Genomic DNA, 16559 nt, shown 5'->3' with positions numbered 1-16559 from the left:
GTGCGGGCTCTCTCACTTCGCGGGGGAGGGGGTGCCGTGGACGGCCTGGTCGTAGAGGGACATCAACTGCCGTGCGCTGTGCGCGATGTCGTAGCGGTGGGCGGCCGCCGGCGGCGGGAGCCGGGTGGGCCGGGCGTCCCCGAGGCCGCGCAGCGCGGAGATCAGCTCGGGCACGGACTCCCCGATCCGGCGCGCGCCCGGTGCCGCGTCCGGGGACAGGTCGTCGATCGCCGGGCAGGCCACGTACAGCACGGGAAGGCCGGCGGCGAGCGCCTCGACGACCGCGAGCCCGAAGGTCTCGTCGGGTGAGGTGGACACGAAGACGTCCATGGCGGAGAGGAGTTCGGGCAGCGTGGGCCCGAGCGGGGTGTGGGTCGGCGGGTCCTCGCAGGCCCCGGCGAGCAGGATCCGGCCGGCGGCCCCGCACTCCCGGGCGACCCGCAGCAGCTCCTCGCGGTGCTCGCCCTCGCCGACCAGGAGCAGCCGGGCCTCCGGCACCGAGGCCACCGCCCGGACCAGCCGGTCGAACCTCTTCCCGGGCGTGAGCCGTCCGACGCCGCCGACGACGTACGCGTCCTCGGGGATGCCGAGGACGCCCCGGGTGAGGCGGCGGGCGCGCGCGTCGAAGGCGAACCGGCCGGTCTCGATGCCGTTCGGCACCACCCGGATGCGGTCCGGGGGCACGCCCCAGTCCGCGAGCCGGCGGGCGACGCTGGGCGAGACGGCGACCGTGGAGGTGCCGAGCCGCTCGGACGCCAGATACAGGGCGCGGGTGCCCGCGGAGAGCGGCCTGCCCTCGATCTGCGTCTCGCCGAGGGAGTGTTCGGTGGCGATGACCCGGCGGACCCCGGCGAGCCGGGCCGCCGTCCTGCCGTACACGCACGCCCGGTACAGATGCGTGTGGACGAGGTCGTAGCGGCCCTGCCGGACGATCCGGGCGAGCCGGGGCAGCGCCCCGATGTCGCGGTTCCCCGTCATGCCGAGGTGGGTGACGGGTGTGCCGTCGGCCTCGATGCCCGCGGCGACGGCGCCCGGGTTGGTGAGCGTGACGACCCCGCCGCTCACCGGGAGGTGGCGCAGCAGGAGCCGCAGCTGCTGCTCGGCCCCGCCGATGCCGAGCCCGGTGATGACGTGCAGGACCCTCACGGCGCACCGACCGGGGCCGGGGCGTACGGGGCGGTGGGCAGATCGGCGGGATGGCGGCGGCGCAGCGGGTGCAGGACCCGCTTCGCGGTGAGCCGCCAGGGGGTGTCGTTCTCGCCGATGTGGATGCGGGGCAGGGCGTACGTGCCGGTGTGCGGGCCCGGGTCGATGGCGCAGGCGTGGCGGTAACCGGCCTTGCGCACGGCGCGGATCGCGCGCGGGTCGACCTGCCCGTACGGGTAGCAGAAGCCGTCCACCGGCCGGCCGGTCATCTCCTCCAGGAGCTCACGGCTCTGCCGGGTCTCGGCGGCGAGCGTCGCGTCGTCGGCCTCGGTGAGCCGGACGTGCCGGAGGCCGTGCGAGCCGATCTCCATGCCGGCCTCGGCGATCCGCCGGATGCCGTCCTCGTCGAGCAGCGACTTGCGGGGCCCGGCCGTGTCCCAGCCGTTCTCGCCGCCGAGGCGGCCCGGCAGGACGTACACCGTCGCCGTGAAGCCGTGCCGGCGCAGCAGCGGCAGCGCCGAGTCGAGGAAGTCCGCGTACCCGTCGTCGAAGGTCAGGCCCACGAGCCCCTTGGCGCGCCCCTCGGCGGTGGCGGCGAGCAGCTCCCGCACCGAGACCCCGCGCAGCCCCCGGTCGCCGAGCCAGTGCAGCTGCCGGGCGAAGCGCACGGGGGAGACGGTCACCCGGTACGGATCGTCAGCGGTGTCCGTGATCGAGTGGTACATCGCCACCCACAGGGGCGGCTTCCACAGGGGCGGCTTCGGCAGCGGACGGCGCAGCGCGGTGGCGGCGGGCATGGGGGGTCCTCCGGAAGGCGGAGCGGGGCAGGGGCGGGATCTCGGGCGCCTTGGCGGCGCAGGCGATGAAGAGCACGAAGACACCGACGACGATCAGTCCGGCGACGGCGACGGCGAGGGCGGAGGAGTCGATCGCCAGCTGGCCGAGCCAGCCGGCGCCGGTGGCCCAGGCGCTCGCGGTGGCGAGCCGGAGCAGTCCCTCGCCGAGATGGCCGACGCGGACGGGGACGGCCTGGCGGTGCGCGCCCCGCAGCAGCAGGACGGCGCTGAGGGTGATGCCGAGGGCGTTGGCGGCGGCGATGCCGACCGCGCCCCAGTAGTGGGCGCCGGGGACGCCGGCGGCGGCGGTCGTGACGAGGCCGGCGGCCATGGCGACGGCCGGGTACCAGAGCGGGCGGGCGGCGGAGAAGTAGCAGCGGACGAGGGCGCCGACCATCGTCTGGCCGAGCAGGCCGAGCGCGTACACCCGCATGACGGCGGCCGTGGAGACGGTGTCGGCGCCGGTGAACTCACCGCGCTCGAAGAGCAGCTCGACGATCCGGGGGGCGGCGGCGATCACCGTCGAGGCGCCGACGAGCACGACGACGGCGGCGAGCAGCAGATCCCGCTCGACCCGGCGGCGGGCCGCCTCGGGGTCGCCCGCCGCGAGCGCGCGGGCGACCACCGGGAAGCTGACCGTGCACAGCATCAGGGAGAGGATCATCGGCATCTGCGCGACCTTCTGCGCGTAGTTCAGATGCGAGATGGCGCCGGCGGGCAGCGGCGAGGCGAGGAACCGCTCGATCAGGGTCTGGGACTGGCGGCACAGGGAGAACGCGACGACGGGCGCGATGAGTCCGAGGACCAGGATGCGGCCCTCGCCCGTGGAGGCGGGCGCGGCCGCCACCGGCTCCGTGCGCCGGGGCGTCCGCAGCTCACGCAGGAGCGAGGGGGCCTGGACGAGGACCATCAGGACCCCGCCGACGGCGACCCCGGCGGCGGCGGACCGCACCCCCCACGGCTCGCGCAGCACCAGGATCGTGCCGATGATCCCCGCGTTGTACGCGACGTAGATCGCCGCCGGGGGCAGGAAGCGGCCGTGCGCCCGCAGCGCCGCCGAGCAGTACCCCACGAGGGCGAAGGACAGCACGCAGGTGCCGGTGAGCCGGGTGCAGTCGACGGCGAGAGCCGGGTCGGGCAGCCCCGGCGCGAGCGCGGTCACGAGCAGCGGGGCGGCGACGATCAGGACGAGGGCGGCGACACCGAGGGCGAGGACGATCCGGGGGAGCGTCCCACGCACCAGGGCACGCACCGGATCGCCGGACAGGGCGGACGAACGCCGGGCCAGCGCGCGGGAGAAGGCGGGCACCAGGATCAGCGCCATCGCGTCCTCGATGAGCAGCGTCGAGGCGAACTCGGGCACCGTCCACGCCACCAGGAACGCGTCGGTGCCGGTCCCGGCGCCGAAGTACCCGGCCATGATCTGGTCCCGCACGAGCCCGAGGACCGCCCCGGCCGCGGTCAGACCCGCGGTCACGGCCGCCGCCCTCGCCAGGAACCCGCCGCCTCCGGACGCCCGGGCGCGGGAGACCCGCGCGCGGGCGTGCGCCCGGCGTCCGGGGGGAGGGGCGACCGAAGGCCGGGGCGCGGCGGCCGGAGCCCCGGCGGGGCGGCGCGGCACCCACCGTGCCCCGGCGACGAGCCGGGCGTCCCGGGAACCCCCGACACCGACGGGCCCGGAGCCGGCGCCGGCCCGGCCGGGCCCGGCAGTGTCCCGGCCGGACTCCCCGCGGGCTCGGCCCGACCCGGCGGCGGACCATTCGGATCCAGTATCGGATCGGTTGGATCCCGTGCCGGACCATTCGGATCCAGTGCCGGATCGGTTGGATCCCGTGCCGGACCATTCGGATCCAGTACCGGATCGGTTGGATCCCGTGCCGGACCATTCGGATCCAGTGCCGGACCGGTTGGATCCCGTGCCGGACCATTCGGATCCAGTATCGGATCGGTTGGATCCAGTACCGGACCAGCCGGATCCAGTACCGGACCGGTTGGATCCCGCGCCGGGCCAATCGGATCCAGTACCGGACCAGCCGGATCCCGTGCCGGGCCGGTCCGGCCCCGTTCCGGCCCCCGCGGCCCCCGCGGCCTCCGCCGCGCCGGGGCCGGGGGCGGATGCCGGGCCGGGCCCGGGGATCGTCGGGGGCCGCGTGGCGCGGGCGGCGCGGGCGCCGGCCACCGCGGCGGCCGTCCCGGCCCGCGCTCCCGCTCCCGCTCCCGTGGCCGTCCCGGCCGCCACCGCTCCCGGCCCCGGCAGCACGACGGCCTCCGGGTCCCACGGGGAGTCCGTGGGACCCGGAGGCGAGGCCTGCCAGGGGTCGTTCAGCGGGGCGCCGCAGGGCGGCCGGGGCGCGGGGCGCGACCCGTCGGCCCACGGCGCGTCCGTGGGCTCCGGTTCCCCGGCCCACGGGTCACGCACGCCTCACCTCCGCCAGCGACCACCAGGCCGCCAGACCGAAGACGACCGACATCAGGACCGTGGAGGGGCCGCCGATGTCCGCGTAGAAGAAGTCGATGAGCTGCCAGGAGAGCAGTCCCGTCGCGACGAGCGCGCAGTCCGCGCCGAGCCGCTGCCGCCGCAGCGCGCCGACGAGCAGCGCCACCCAGCTGCCCGCCAGGGCGAGCAGCCCGACCAGGCCCTGCTCGCTCAGCACGAGCAGGTACATGTTGTGCGGGGAGAGCAGCGGCTGGCGCGCGAAGGCGGCGCCCGCGCCGGCCGTGTCGCTGCCGGAGGAGAGTGCCAGCGAGGCGTTCGAGTCGCGGTACTGGGGGAAGCCCTTGAGGCCGACGCCCGTGACCGGTTCCGCGTGCCACATCCGCCCGGCCGCCGCCCACATCGTGTACCGGTCGGTGACCGACTGGTCCGGCGCGGCCGCCACCTGCGTGATGCTGGTGACCCGCTCCTTCACCATCTCCGAGCCGATCCCGAGACCGCCGACGAGGACCACGCCGAGCGCGCCCGCCACGAGCGCCGCCCGTGCCGCCCGCCGCACCCCGGCGAGCAGCAGCTGGATCGCGCAGGCGAGCACGGTCGCGATCCACGCGCCCCGGCTGAACGACAGCACCAGCGGCAGGAAGAGGAGACCCGCGCAGACCAGCGCGGTCGTGCGGACGCGGCCGGGGCCGCTGCCGAGCGCGATCCCGGTGACGACGACGAGCCCGTACGCCACGACCGTCGCCATGCCCATCACGTCGGTGGCCCCGAAGGTGCCGACGGCGCGGATGTCCTCACCCTGGTACGAGGCGCCCGTGCCCGTCAGGAACTGGACGACGCCGACCGCGCCCTGGAGCAGCGCGAACGCGACCAGACTCCAGGCCACCAGGGCGAAGTCCCGCCGGTCGCGGATCATCAGGAGCACGGCCGCCGGCACGAGGACGAAGATCTGCACGTACCGGGCGACGCCCGGCAGGCTCGCCGCCGGGTCGTGCGAGGTGATCGCGGCCAGACAGATCCCGAGCACCGGCAGACCGAGGACGACGGCCGCCGCCCGGGTCAGCGGCCGGGTCCCGCCGCGCATCACCCGCACCAGGCAGATCAGGACCAGGAGCCCGGAGGCCGCGTCCGCGACCGTCCCCGTGCCTCCGGTGCCGCCCTGCGCGCCGCCGCCGCCCGGGACGAGCAGCAGCGCGATCACGGCGAGCACCGGGGACAGCGCCCCGGCCCTGCGGGCCCAGTCCCGTACCTCGGCACCGGAGTCCGGAACCGTCGTCGTCACCGTCACGGCCGTGGCCATTCTCAGCTCCCCGTGGGTCGGACGAGGCCGGCCGCCGTGCGCAGCAGGATGCAGACGTCCTGCCAGAGCGACCAGTGGTCGATGTAGTGGTTGTCGAAGCGGCAGCGGTCCTCGATCGAGGTGTCCCCGCGCAGCCCGTGCACCTGCGCGAGACCCGTGAGCCCCACCGGCATCCGGTGCCGGGCCGCGTACCCCGTGTGGATCTTGCTGAACTGGGCGACGAAGTAGGGCCGTTCGGGCCGGGGCCCGACCAGGCTCATGTCGCCGCGCAGCACGTTCCACAGCTGCGGCAGCTCGTCCAGCGAGGACTTCCGCAGGAAGCTCCCGGCCGCGCTCATCCGCCGGTCGCCCGCCACGTTCCAGCGGGTCGCCGACTCGGTGTCGTCGGAGGGACGCAGCGTACGGAACTTCAGCAGCGTGAAGTGGCGCCCGTGCTGGCCCACCCGTTCCTGCCGGAAGAGCACCCCGGGACCGTCCGAGAGCCGCACGGCCAGCGCGCAGAGCAGCAGCACCGGCAGCGCGACCGCGAGCGCGGGGGCGGCGAGCGCGATGTCGAGGGCCCGCTTCGCGGTCCGCCCGCGCCGCTCGCCCAGCGGGACGACCGGCCGCCAGGCGTACCCCCACATGTGCGCGCCCATCGGCCCGTCCTGGTGCCGTCCGCCGACCCGCCAGGTGGCGCAGCCGTACTGCTGGAAGAGCGTCACCAGACCGGGCTCGTCGTCGAGGAACACCGCGTCGCGCACGGCGTTCTGGATGACGGCCCGCTTGATCTCCTCGGTCGTGGTGAGCACCGGGAGCCCGGCCTCCCCGGGCATCCGGGGGGCTCCGCCCTGCTCCGGGACGCCCACGATCCCGACCGGCCGCATCCCGTACTCGGGGTGCTGGGCGGCCGCGGCCGCGAACCGGCGCGCGGCCCCCGCCCCGCCGACGACGAGCGCCGACCGCGGACGCTCCCGCGCGATCCGGCGCCGCCGCCCGAGCAGCACGGCGCGGACCAGGCACACCACGGCCACATGAATGCCGTAGGCGGCGCACAGCCGCAGCGGCCCCATCGCCAGGGCGGGGGAGTACGCGGCGACCGCCGCCGCCGCCAGGCACCAGGCGAACCCGGCGCGGGAGCCGAGCGCGGGCAGCTCGTCGAGGGCCCGGGTGTGCGCGGCCGGCCGATAGAGCCCCGCGTGCCCGTCGAGGACGAGGACGACCGCCAGGACCGGCAGCACGAGCCGGAGGTCCTGGTGCGCCGCGCTCAGCACCGACGCGGCGCCGAGGACGGCCAGGGCGTCGACCGCCACGAGCGCCGCCACGCCGGACCGGCGCGGCACGCGGCGGTGGCGCGGCAGCGCGAGACGGCCGGGCGTGCCGCGGCGCGGCGCCAGGGAGGCGAGGCCGAAGGCCGCCTGGCTCGCCGTGGGCCAGGGGCCCGGCGAGGGGGGAACGCTGGTACTTTCCGTGGTCACTTCGCGATCGGCTCTCTGTGCTCGGCCCCCCGCACTCCGGCCAGCTCGCGGTAGACGTCCGCGACGGCCGCGCCGGTGCGCCGGACATCGAATCTGCTGAGGACGTGCTCGTGGGCCTCGCGGCCCAGGCGGTGCCGCAGCCCGGGCGCGCCGAGGAGGCGGACCAGAGCGGTGGCGAGCGCGGCCGGGTCCTCGGGCGGGACCAGGCACAGGGGTTCATGGGCGGACGGCAGGCTCTCGCGCGCCCCGTCCACGTCGCTGACGACGACCGGCCGGCCGGCGGCCATGGCCTCCAGGGGCGCGAGCGCCATGCCCTCCCAGCGGGACGGCAGGACGACCACGTCGGCGGCCCGGTACCAGGGCACGGTGTCCGCGACGGCGCCGGTGAACCGCACCGAGGGACCGGCGGCGGACCGCAGCGGCTCCTCGTCCGGGCCGTCGCCGACCAGGACGAGCCGGGCCGCGGGCACCTCCGCGAGGACGGCGGGCCAGGCGGCGAGCAGGACGTCCTGCCCCTTCTGGCGGCAGAGCCGGCCCACGCAGACGACGGTGGGCGCGGGGTTCCCGGGCGGCCCGTCGGTCGTGAACCGGGCCGTGTCCACGCCGTTGTGGACGACCGACCAGTCCGCCGCGACCCCGGCCTCCTCGCCGGTACGCCGCTCGGCCTCGCTCACGCAGAGGATCCGGTCCGTCCACCGCGCGCCGAAGCGCTCCCAGCGCCGGGCGACCGCGGCGGTCCTTCCCTCGACCGCCTCGAAGGACCAGGCGTGCGGCTGATACACCGTCGGGATCCGTCCCCGCACGGCGAGTCGGGCGCACAGCCCGGCCTTGGCGCTGTGCGCGTGGACGAGCCCGGGCCGTACGACGCGGATCAGCCAGGCCAGGTCCCGCGTCTCGCGAAGGACGGCGGGACCGGGGTCACGGCCGGCCCGCCAGTCGTGGGTCTCGGCGCCCTCGGCGCGGACGGCGGCGGAGAGCCCGGTGCCGGGCGGGCAGGCGACCGCGACCCGCAGGCCGGCGGCGCGCTGGGCGCGGACCAGGTCGACGACGACACGGGCGACCCCGCCGTCGCCGGGCTGGACCGCGTGCAGGACGGTGACGGACGCGAGGTCCGTATCGAGTGGTGACAGCACGTCAGCGCCGGACGTCGGCCTGGAGGAAGACCGCGCCGAGCCAGACGGTGTCCTTCCGGCTGCCGATCCGGACGTGGACCCGGTCGCCCCCCGCGCGCAGCGCTCCCCGCAGGTCGAACACGTCGGAGTCGTATCCGAGCGTGTTCGTACGATCGGGATGACGTACGGTCCGACCGGCGCCGAATTCGGTGATGCTGGAGTTCAGCACGTCGTCCTCGGAATTGGCGGAATCGGAGAGACGCGTGCTCTCCGAACGGCTCGTTTCCACCGCCAGGTAATCCCCGGAAGTGCCGCGGTCGCCGTCATAGGCGATCAACCCGAGACGCCCGGAGACGCCCTTGGGAAAACGGTTCCCGTCGACCGGGACGCGCAGCTCGCCGGCGCGCGGACCCACTGTTTCGAAACCGTCCCAGACACGGATCCTGCGCAGCGGTTCCGAGGCCTTCTCGTACGCGGCCACGAGCGTCCAGCCGCCCCAGCCGCCCACCGCGGAGCGGCCCATGGCCACATTGACCTGGGCCACGGTCCACTGCCCCGGCTTCGCCCACCGGACCAGCTCGGTGACGTCGGCGGAGGCCTGGAAGGCGTCGGCCCCGTCGGCCGTGCGGTGGCCGATCAGGGAGTCGGCGAGCAGCGCCTTGTACTGGCCCCCCGGCTCGGCGATCAGCACGCGGCCGTTGTCCTTCGGCGGCTTCTGCTCGCCCACCCGCAGGTTCCCGCCCCAGTAGAGACGGGCCCAGGTGACGCGGGCGCCGGCCGGCACCGCGAGGGCGGCACGGCTGGAGTTGTACGTGTTGGGGTCCTTGTCCACGTCGACGTACGCGATCGTGGCGCGGTCGTTCACCGACTCGGTGCCCTTCGCGCCCTTCGCCGAGGTGTTGGCGGCGCGCACGATCCCCCCGTGCTGCACGGCCTGGTGGCGGGCGGCGAAGGGGACACGGGTCGCCTCCCGCGGTTGTGGTGCGGCTGCGGAGGCGCCCGGGAGCGCGGCGGACAGGGCCGCACACGACAAGGCGCACAACACGCTGCGACGCACAGCAAGAACCGCTGAATTCCGCATACAGGTTCTCCGCTTTGATGAGAGAAGGGAGGGAAGACCCGAGTAGGCCGGGGGAGAAGAAGGTGTCGTCCGCACGAAATGGGTGAACGCGCGGCGGGCCCGGAAGCAACGTTCGGGAACGTTATAACCCCGATGCGGGGCGATAGTACGCATTAGATGCCCGGAAACGCTAACTCCCGTATCTGTGCGGCCGGTTCCTCGTTGAGCGTGTTGCGCCATTCCACGCCCAGTCCCTCGAATGGCCCTCCTATGGCCCAAAGATCGGTTGAACGTCACCCGTTCGGGAGAGCAACCGATGAAAACGCGGGGCGTTGTTGAGGGAGCCGGGCCGAACAGTCCGCGCAGTCCGAGTTGGATGAATTCGATCGAGGAGCACCTCCCCATGTCCCGTATCGCCAAGGCCGTTGTCCTGTCCGTGGGTGCCGCCGCCGCCGTCGCCGGTGCCGCCGGTGCCGCCGCCGCCGACGCCGGAGCCGAGGCTGCGGCCGTGAAGTCCCCCGGTGTCGCCTCCGGCAACGTCGTCCAGGTCCCGGTCCACATCCCGGTCAACCTCTGCGGCAACACCGTCAGCGTCATCGGCGCGCTGAACCCGGCCTTCGGCAACACCTGCGTCAACGCCTGATCTGGCACGCCTGATCGGTCCTTCCGAAGCCGGTGCGCCCACCCCGGGGGTGGGCGCACCGGCTTTTTCCTTGCCGGCACTGGTTCGGTACTCGTTCGGACGCACCCTCGTGCGCCGTTCGGTGCAACGGCGTACGCCCCTTCGAGGGGCAGTCCGCGAGGGTGGATTCACTCGAACGGAGACGTGGCGCTCAGTAGTTCCGCGGTTGCGGAGGGCTATATCCGCAGGCACCGTGGGAGAGCAGTTGTCCGACGCATAAGGAAAAGGAACACATATGCGTCCCCAGGCCATACGCCGTCTCACCGCCCTGGCGATATCCGCCGCCATCACCCTCGGCACGGCGGGACCCGCCTTCGCCGACGAGCACCACCCGTCCCCCGCGGCCGACCGGGCCGCACGCGCGCCCCTCCCGAACGCCGCCGCCCTGCTGGCCCAGGCCGAAGCGCTCGGCGAGCTCGGCTCGGTGACCACCCCCGTGACCGAACTCGTCACGGCCGCGCTCGAGGCCGACGCCGGCCAACTCCCCGCCGCCGATGCCGCCGCCCTCGAGGCCAGGATCGACGCGGCGGTCGACGAGGCGAAGGCCACCGCCCCGGCCCCCCTCCCGGACACCCCGGCCCCCCTCCCGGACACCCCGGCCCCCGCGACCCCGGTGAACCCCCCGGCGGCGGACCTTCCGGTCACGCCTCCGGCCGCGGACCTTCCGGTCACGCCTCCGGCCGCGGACCTTCCGGTCACGCCCCCGGCCGCGGGCCTCCCGGTGACCCCGCCCGTGGCCCTGCCCGTCGCGGCCGGTGCGAAGGCCGCTGCCCCGGCGGACGTCGTGGACGACGCCCTCGCGAGCGTCGAGAAGGCGGTCGCCGCCCTGCTCGCCGCCGTCACCTCCGGCGATGCCGGCGGAGTCGTCCCGCAGGTCACCTCGACGCTGACCTCGCTGGTCAACCTGGTCGTCGCCACCGTGCTCGGCAGCGGGCTGCCCGCGCCCGACCTGGCCGGGCTGCCCACGCTCCCGGCGCTCCCGGTCACCGCGCCCGAGCTGCCCGCCGACCCGCCGGAGCTCCCCGTTGACGCGCCCGAGCTGCCGGTCAAGCCCCCGCTGCCCGTCCGGTAGCGCCCCGCGCACCCGTACCGGTCCGGCCTCCGCCGGGCCGGTACGGCCGTGTGCGATCGGCAAATAGCACCGGCCCGCATCGATCGGGTGCAGTACCGAGAAATCCTTCCTCCCGGAGTTTCCGGGGCGCTCACTCCTCGTTACAGAAGCAGAACGATGTACAGGATTCGGCCAAGAACCCTGTACGGAACGTGACTTGAACGCACAGAGGAAGGATTCACTCCATGAAGCCCACCAAGGTCGCCGCGGTTGTCGCCGGTTCGCTGATGGCCATGGGTGCTGCCGCGCCCGCCATGGCCGCGGAGGCGCTGACCCCCACCAGCCTGAACGGTGGCCTCGAAGCGATCGCCGCCAACGGGCTGAAGAGCGACATGCTGAGCAGCACCACGGACGGCTCCCCGGTCCAGACCGTCACGAAGGCGGCGGACCAGCTGAACACCGCCACCAAGGGCGCCCCGCTGCTCGGCGGGCTCCCGGTCCCCGGCGGCCTCCCGCTGGGCGGCTGACGCCACCTCAGCATCACTGTTCCCACGGGCACTTACGGCGCCTCTGACGTCGCCGTTCCTCACGGTCGGCTGATCGAATGATTTTCTGATCAGCTGCCGTGTGGCCCCGGTCGTGCGCCGGGCGCCGACCCATACCCTCTGGCCGATCCCACATGAATCGTCGTTGCGGATCAGGCCGGTCGGAGCGAGGGGGGATCCTCGCCGGTCTCTCCCTTTCTCCAGAGGAAGAGCGGTATGCGGTCCATCATCAGCAGGAAAGTACTCACCGCGGCGGCAGCGACCGGCATCCTGTCGCTGAGCGGCGGCTTCGCCCTGGCCGCGAACGCCCACCCCGGTGCGGGCGACGGGCCCGGTTCCGGCGCGGCCGGCCATGTCCAGGCCCCGCTGCCCGCGGACGTCTGCGGCAAGAGCATGGAGCTCGGGGGCTACGTCGCGGAAGCCGTCGGCGACCTCTGCGACCACGCGGAGGGCCCCGGCGGCTACGGCGAGGAGCCCGGTGAGCCGACGGAGCCTCCCACGCATCCGCCGACCCACCCCCCGACGCACCCGCCGACGCACCCGCCCACGCATCCCCCGACGCACCCGCCGACCCATCCCCCGACGCACCCGCCCACGCACCCCCCGACCACCACTCCGCCGACCACGACGCCTCCGACCACCACTCCGCCGACCACGAGGCCTCCGCACACGACCCCGCCGACCACGAGGCCTCCGCACACGACCCCTCCGACCACGCGGCCTCCCCACACGACCCCTCCCACCCACACCACTCCGCCGACCCACCCCGGTGGGCCCGGTGAGTGCGAGGAGTCCGGTTACGGCGAGGAGTGCGAGCCCTCGAACCCGCCGACCACGACCCCTCCCACCCACACCACCCCGCCGGGCCACCCCGGCGGGCCCGGTGAGTGCGAGGAGTCCGGTTACGGCGAGGAGTGCGAGCCCTCGCAGCCGCCGACGACGCCCGGTCACCCCGGTCACCCGCAGCTCCCCGAGACCGGCAGCGAGGCCGCCCTCATGGGCGCGGCCGCGGTCAGCGCCGCGCTGATCATCGGTGGCGCCGTCGTCTACCTCCGCGGCGGACGTATCGCCCGCCGGCACTGATCCCCCAGGCCGGCACCGCGTCAACCAGGGCCCTCGCCTTCACCGGTGAGGGCCCTGCGCGTTGCTGCACACGGGTTAGTCCCGCGACGTTTCGGCCGAGGGGCTCGTTCTCCTCGTATGACTCTGCGTTCTCACGCGGGCATGGGACTCCTCATGACCGCACTCGCCTCCGCCGCCCTGGCCTCCCCCGCCGCCGCCGTCGAGGCGCCGGTGATCCTCCCGCTCCAGGGCCTGGAGCCGGTGCTGCCGATGGACGCGCCGACCGTGGCGACCGGCGTTCCCGTCCCGATGCCCGGCGCACCCACCGGCTTCCAGAAGGGCCTCGGCGCGCTCCCGGACGTCGCCCTGCCCAGCGTCCCGCTCACCGGCACCCTGCCGGAGACCGTCGTCGACGCGCCGCTGCCCGAGGTCCTCAAGGGCAGCGAGCCAGGCCGCGCCCTGCTCAGCAGCCCGCACTCGGAGATGAAGGCGGCCACCCCCGGCGCCGTCGTCGGCAATCCGGTGGAGGCCCCGAGCGGCAACGGCCTCGCCGGGCTGCCGGACCTGGCGAAGCCTCAGGTCGGCCTGCTCACCCCGGTGCTCAGCGGAGCCCTCGACCCCCAGCTGGGTCTGGCGCCGGACGCCGGCTGACGCATCCGCGTCCCCGTTCATTAGTACGACCGGTGACCAGGCGGGTGAAGACACGATTCTTCCCCGCCACCCCAAGGGTTGTCGGTCGTTGCAAGAGAAGGCTTGTCGCATGGCCGCGGCCCGCGGACCGAAGGCGTCCCGTCGTATCCGGCGGCGGACGGCATTCGGGCCGCGGGCCATCTTTTTCGTTTTTCCCCTTCCCGTTCGGCCCAAAGGCCGTGACCCGGTCCGGAGATCGGCGTTGAACGGGAGTGACGGCCGTGATTCCTGCGGTCGCTTTCCACGTCCAAGGAGTTGTTGATGTCTCGCATCGCGAAGGCTGCCGCTGTTCTCGCCGGCACGGGTGCCGTTGCCCTCAGCGGAGCCGGCCTCGCCGTCGCCGACTCGGGCGCCGAGGCCGTCGCCGCCCACTCGCCCGGTGTCGCCTCCGGCAACGTCGTCCAGGTCCCGGTCCACGTCCCGGTCAACCTCTGCGGCAACACCGTCAACGTCATCGGTCTGCTGAACCCGGCGTTCGGCAACACCTGCATCAACGCCGACGGCGGCCACGGGCACGGTGACGGCGGCTACGGCGGCTGATCCCCCTCGCTCCCCACGGATGTCCCCCCGGCCGCCGGCCGGGGGGACATCCGTCTGTGGGCTCAGGCGTACCGGTAGATCCGGCTGTGGTCGAACATCGAGGCGGGGGTCACGCCCCAGGGCGCCATCGGCTCGTGCCGGGCGGCGACCTTGCGGTACTGCGCGTCCCCCAGGGGCGGCGGTTCCGCCGGCAGATAGGCGGCCCCGGGGTTCCGCTGCTGCCAGCGCGACCAGATCAGGTCGACGAAGGAGTGGTGCAGCCAGAAGACCGGGTCGTTCACGGAGCCGCCGCCGAGCATGAGGCCGCCGACCCAGCGGTGCACCCGGTTGTGGATCCGGAAGCGCTCGTTGCCCCGGCCCGGCGCCCAGCCCTCCAGGGCGTTGCGGAAACCGGTGGCGCTCGTCGAGTTCCAGGGTGCCGCGTCGTACACCCGCTCGCGCATCACCGCGTCGAGCTGGGCCGGGGTGGGAAGTGTGATCGGGTCCCGGGGGCGGCCGAAGTCCCTGGTCAGATACCGGATGTCGGTCATCGACTGGGTGATCGTCCACCGCCCGGTGGCGTGCGCGAAGGGGCCCGTCATCACCTGGAGGTCGGCCCGCCGGCCGTTGCCGCCCATGAAGTCCTCGCGCCAGATCGAGGAGGCCGGAGAATTGTCCCGGGTCCAGTCCCAGTACGGGACGGAGACCGTCGGGTCGATCCGGCGCAGGGCCGTCTCGAAGTCCAGCAGGAACTTGCGGTGCCAGGGCAGGAAGCTCGGCGTCATGTGGGCGATCCGCAGCCGGCCCTCGCCGTCGGCCGTGTAGTGGTCGATGTGGGTGCGGACGAAGCGGTCGTACGCGCCGGTGCGCTTGAGCTCCAGGACGGCGGCGACGAACTTGCGGCGCTCGGCGCCGGTCAGATCGCGCTGGTTCTTACGCGTGTACACCACGCGGGCTCCCTCCCGTCGGGTCGGTGGGGACGCCGTGGGCGCCCGCGAGCGGGGAGAGCCGGGCCGTGCCCAGCTCGTCCACGGCCGCGCGGGTGGCCGCCAGGGGCGTCGGGCAGGACTCGTAGTGGTCGATCGGGCTGACCCAGCCGCCGTCGGCGCAGCGCATCAGATGCAGCGGACGGCCGTCGACGAGGGCCGTCGGCCCGCCCCCGGGGCCGGAGAAGCCCAGGAGCCGGTGGCCCCGGTACATCTCGTCGAAGGCGTGCGGATCGCGCGCCCCCTCCGATCCCGGTCGGTCCGGGCGGGTCGCGACACGGCCGAGCGCACCACCCGTGAAGGCGGTGACGGCCAGGGCGAACAGGGACCGCAGTGCGACGCGGCGCGGGACGATCATCAGTGATCTCCTGGTGGTCGGCTTATGCCCTCAGGGCACAACGATGAAAACCCGGGTTCGTTGCGGCGGATATGCCAGCGGCGTGAATGTCGGCCGTTCGAGTGAATTCGGCGCGGGGAAAGGGTGGTTGGAGCATTAGCATCCGGATTCATGACCACTTCCAACGTCGTCTCCTCGGCGCGCAGCGCCTCTCCGCTGGGAACTCTCACGGTGATTCCGTGGTCCAGCGAGCCCTCCGCCGACTCGGCGGGGACGCCCTTCCTGATGGCGTATTCGCTCGGCGACGGCCGGGACGGGCCGGAGGCCGGGCAGCAGGCGATGCGCGCGGCCCTGGAGTCGATGGGCCTCTCGGTCGGCGACCGGCTCTTCGACCTGGAGAAGGACGCCGGGATCAACGCCTCCCTCCTCGTCGAGGCGGGTTCGGCCGTGCTCACGCTGCCCTTCCTGAAGGTGCAGTGCCCGGTGCCGGACGAGTGGCAGGCCGCCGCCCGTGAGCAGGGCAAGGTCTACTTCATCTGCTCCGTGCGGCCCTGGTCCGAGGGTGTGCCCGGACAGCCCGTCGACGAGGCGCGGCTGCGGGCCTTCGTCTCGGACGAGGAGATGCTCGCCGACAGCGCCCACGTCCTGCTGCCGGTCCGCCGCATCCAGGGCTGAGCGGGAAGGGGGCCGCGTCATGGCGACGGTGAACGCACGGGGCGGGGTGCCGGGTCAGCGGCAGGAGGAGACCGCGCGGGAGACCGGCGGGGCGATCGGCGCGAGCCGGGCCCTCGGCTGGCTGCTGCTCGTCACCGGTGCGGCGGGCGTGCTCGCCGGCTGGGTGATCACGATCGACAAGTTCCTGCTCCTGGAGGACCCCGGGTTCCAGCCCGGGTGCAGCCTGAACCCGGTCGTGTCCTGCGGCAACATCATGAAGAGCGAGCAGGCGGCGGTGTTCGGCTTCCCGAACCCGATGCTCGGGCTCGTCACCTACGCCGTCGTCGCCGCCGCCGGTGCCGGGCTGCTCGCCGGGGCCCGCTACCGGGCCTGGTTCTGGCTCGGCCTCGATGCCGGGATGCTCTTCGGGGTCGGCTTCTGCACCTGGTTGATGTACCAGTCGCTGTACGAGATCAACTCGCTCTGCCTGTGGTGCTGCCTGGCCTGGGTCGCGACCATCGTCATGTTCTGGTACGTCACCGCGCACAACGTCCGGGAGGGCGTCCTGCCCGCGCCGGCGGGGCTGCGGACCTTCCTCGGCGAGTTCACCTTCGCCCTGCCCGTCCTGCACATCGGGATCATCGGGATGCTGATCCTGACCCGGTGGTGGGACTTCTGGACGAGCTGA

Annotated in this window: 17 protein-coding genes; 8 read left to right on the top strand and 9 right to left on the bottom strand. The window is 74.0% G+C overall.

Annotation, left to right across the window (positions count from 1 at the left end; all coding sequences use genetic code 11):
- Positions 1 to 12: 12 nt before the first annotated feature.
- The 7 genes from IE237_RS02825 to IE237_RS02795 form a co-directional block, all read right to left on the bottom strand.
- Positions 13 to 1146 (bottom strand): glycosyltransferase, encoded by a 1134-nt coding sequence (locus IE237_RS02825; RefSeq protein ID WP_189800172.1) that lies wholly within the window; start codon positions 1144 to 1146, stop codon positions 13 to 15.
- Positions 1143 to 1943: a polysaccharide deacetylase family protein gene (locus IE237_RS02820; protein WP_189800171.1), complete on the bottom strand. Its 801-nt coding sequence runs from the start codon at positions 1941 to 1943 to the stop codon at positions 1143 to 1145. Before IE237_RS02820 ends, IE237_RS02825 begins: the two co-directional genes overlap by 4 nt.
- A complete protein-coding gene (gene murJ / locus IE237_RS02815) occupies positions 1843 to 3459 on the bottom strand; it encodes a murein biosynthesis integral membrane protein MurJ (RefSeq protein WP_229842209.1) in 1617 nt (538 codons plus the stop codon). Before murJ ends, IE237_RS02820 begins: the two co-directional genes overlap by 101 nt.
- A gap of 934 nt (positions 3460 to 4393) precedes the next feature.
- Positions 4394 to 5716, bottom strand: coding sequence for an O-antigen ligase family protein (locus IE237_RS02810; RefSeq protein ID WP_189800169.1), 1323 nt, complete (start codon positions 5714 to 5716; stop codon positions 4394 to 4396).
- Between the two features lie 2 nt (positions 5717 to 5718).
- The gene (locus IE237_RS02805) at positions 5719 to 7173 is read right to left on the bottom strand and encodes a sugar transferase (protein WP_189800168.1); all 1455 of its coding nucleotides are present in this window, start codon (positions 7171 to 7173) and stop codon (positions 5719 to 5721) included.
- Positions 7170 to 8306, bottom strand: a complete 1137-nt coding sequence (locus IE237_RS02800; RefSeq protein ID WP_189800167.1) for a glycosyltransferase — start codon at positions 8304 to 8306, stop codon at positions 7170 to 7172. Before IE237_RS02800 ends, IE237_RS02805 begins: the two co-directional genes overlap by 4 nt.
- A 1-nt stretch (position 8307) precedes the next feature.
- Entirely contained in the window at positions 8308 to 9366 is a 1059-nt protein-coding gene (locus IE237_RS02795; protein ID WP_189800166.1) for a DUF3344 domain-containing protein, read from the bottom strand.
- Positions 9367 to 9748: 382 nt separating this feature from the next.
- Between IE237_RS02795 and IE237_RS02790 the strand changes: the two genes are divergently transcribed.
- The 6 genes from IE237_RS02790 (at position 9749) to IE237_RS02765 (ending at position 13915) form a co-directional block, all read left to right on the top strand.
- Positions 9749 to 9988, top strand: a complete 240-nt coding sequence (locus IE237_RS02790) for a chaplin (RefSeq protein ID WP_189800165.1) — start codon at positions 9749 to 9751, stop codon at positions 9986 to 9988.
- A gap of 274 nt (positions 9989 to 10262) precedes the next feature.
- Positions 10263 to 11099, top strand: coding sequence for a hypothetical protein (locus IE237_RS02785; protein WP_189800164.1), 837 nt, complete (start codon positions 10263 to 10265; stop codon positions 11097 to 11099).
- Positions 11100 to 11323: 224 nt separating this feature from the next.
- Positions 11324 to 11605, top strand: a complete 282-nt coding sequence (locus IE237_RS02780; RefSeq protein ID WP_189800163.1) for a hypothetical protein — start codon at positions 11324 to 11326, stop codon at positions 11603 to 11605.
- Positions 11606 to 11839: 234 nt separating this feature from the next.
- Positions 11840 to 12706: a hypothetical protein gene (locus tag IE237_RS02775; RefSeq protein WP_189800162.1), complete on the top strand. Its 867-nt coding sequence runs from the start codon at positions 11840 to 11842 to the stop codon at positions 12704 to 12706.
- Between the two features lie 117 nt (positions 12707 to 12823).
- Entirely contained in the window at positions 12824 to 13336 is a 513-nt protein-coding gene (locus tag IE237_RS02770) for a hypothetical protein (RefSeq protein ID WP_189800161.1), read from the top strand.
- A gap of 300 nt (positions 13337 to 13636) precedes the next feature.
- The gene (locus tag IE237_RS02765) at positions 13637 to 13915 is read left to right on the top strand and encodes a chaplin (protein ID WP_041130985.1); all 279 of its coding nucleotides are present in this window, start codon (positions 13637 to 13639) and stop codon (positions 13913 to 13915) included.
- Between the two features lie 62 nt (positions 13916 to 13977).
- On the opposite strand, the gene IE237_RS02760 is transcribed toward IE237_RS02765, so the two are convergent.
- Positions 13978 to 14844, bottom strand: coding sequence for a tyrosinase family protein (locus IE237_RS02760; RefSeq protein WP_189800160.1), 867 nt, complete (start codon positions 14842 to 14844; stop codon positions 13978 to 13980).
- Positions 14828 to 15238, bottom strand: a complete 411-nt coding sequence (locus IE237_RS02755) for a tyrosinase family oxidase copper chaperone (protein ID WP_189800159.1) — start codon at positions 15236 to 15238, stop codon at positions 14828 to 14830. Before IE237_RS02755 ends, IE237_RS02760 begins: the two co-directional genes overlap by 17 nt.
- Before the next feature lie 150 nt (positions 15239 to 15388).
- Here IE237_RS02755 and IE237_RS02750 point away from each other — a divergent pair, with 150 nt between their 5' ends.
- Both IE237_RS02750 and IE237_RS02745 read left to right on the top strand, forming a co-directional pair.
- Positions 15389 to 15892 (top strand): DUF5949 family protein, encoded by a 504-nt coding sequence (locus tag IE237_RS02750; protein WP_229842207.1) that lies wholly within the window; start codon positions 15389 to 15391, stop codon positions 15890 to 15892.
- Positions 15893 to 15911: 19 nt separating this feature from the next.
- Positions 15912 to 16559, top strand: coding sequence for a vitamin K epoxide reductase family protein (locus IE237_RS02745; protein WP_189800158.1), 648 nt, complete (start codon positions 15912 to 15914; stop codon positions 16557 to 16559).

The organism is Streptomyces tanashiensis (genome assembly GCF_014648895.1).
Taxonomy (GTDB): Bacteria; Actinomycetota; Actinomycetes; order Streptomycetales; family Streptomycetaceae; genus Streptomyces; species Streptomyces tanashiensis.
This window is presented reverse-complemented; position numbering and strand designations above follow the sequence as displayed.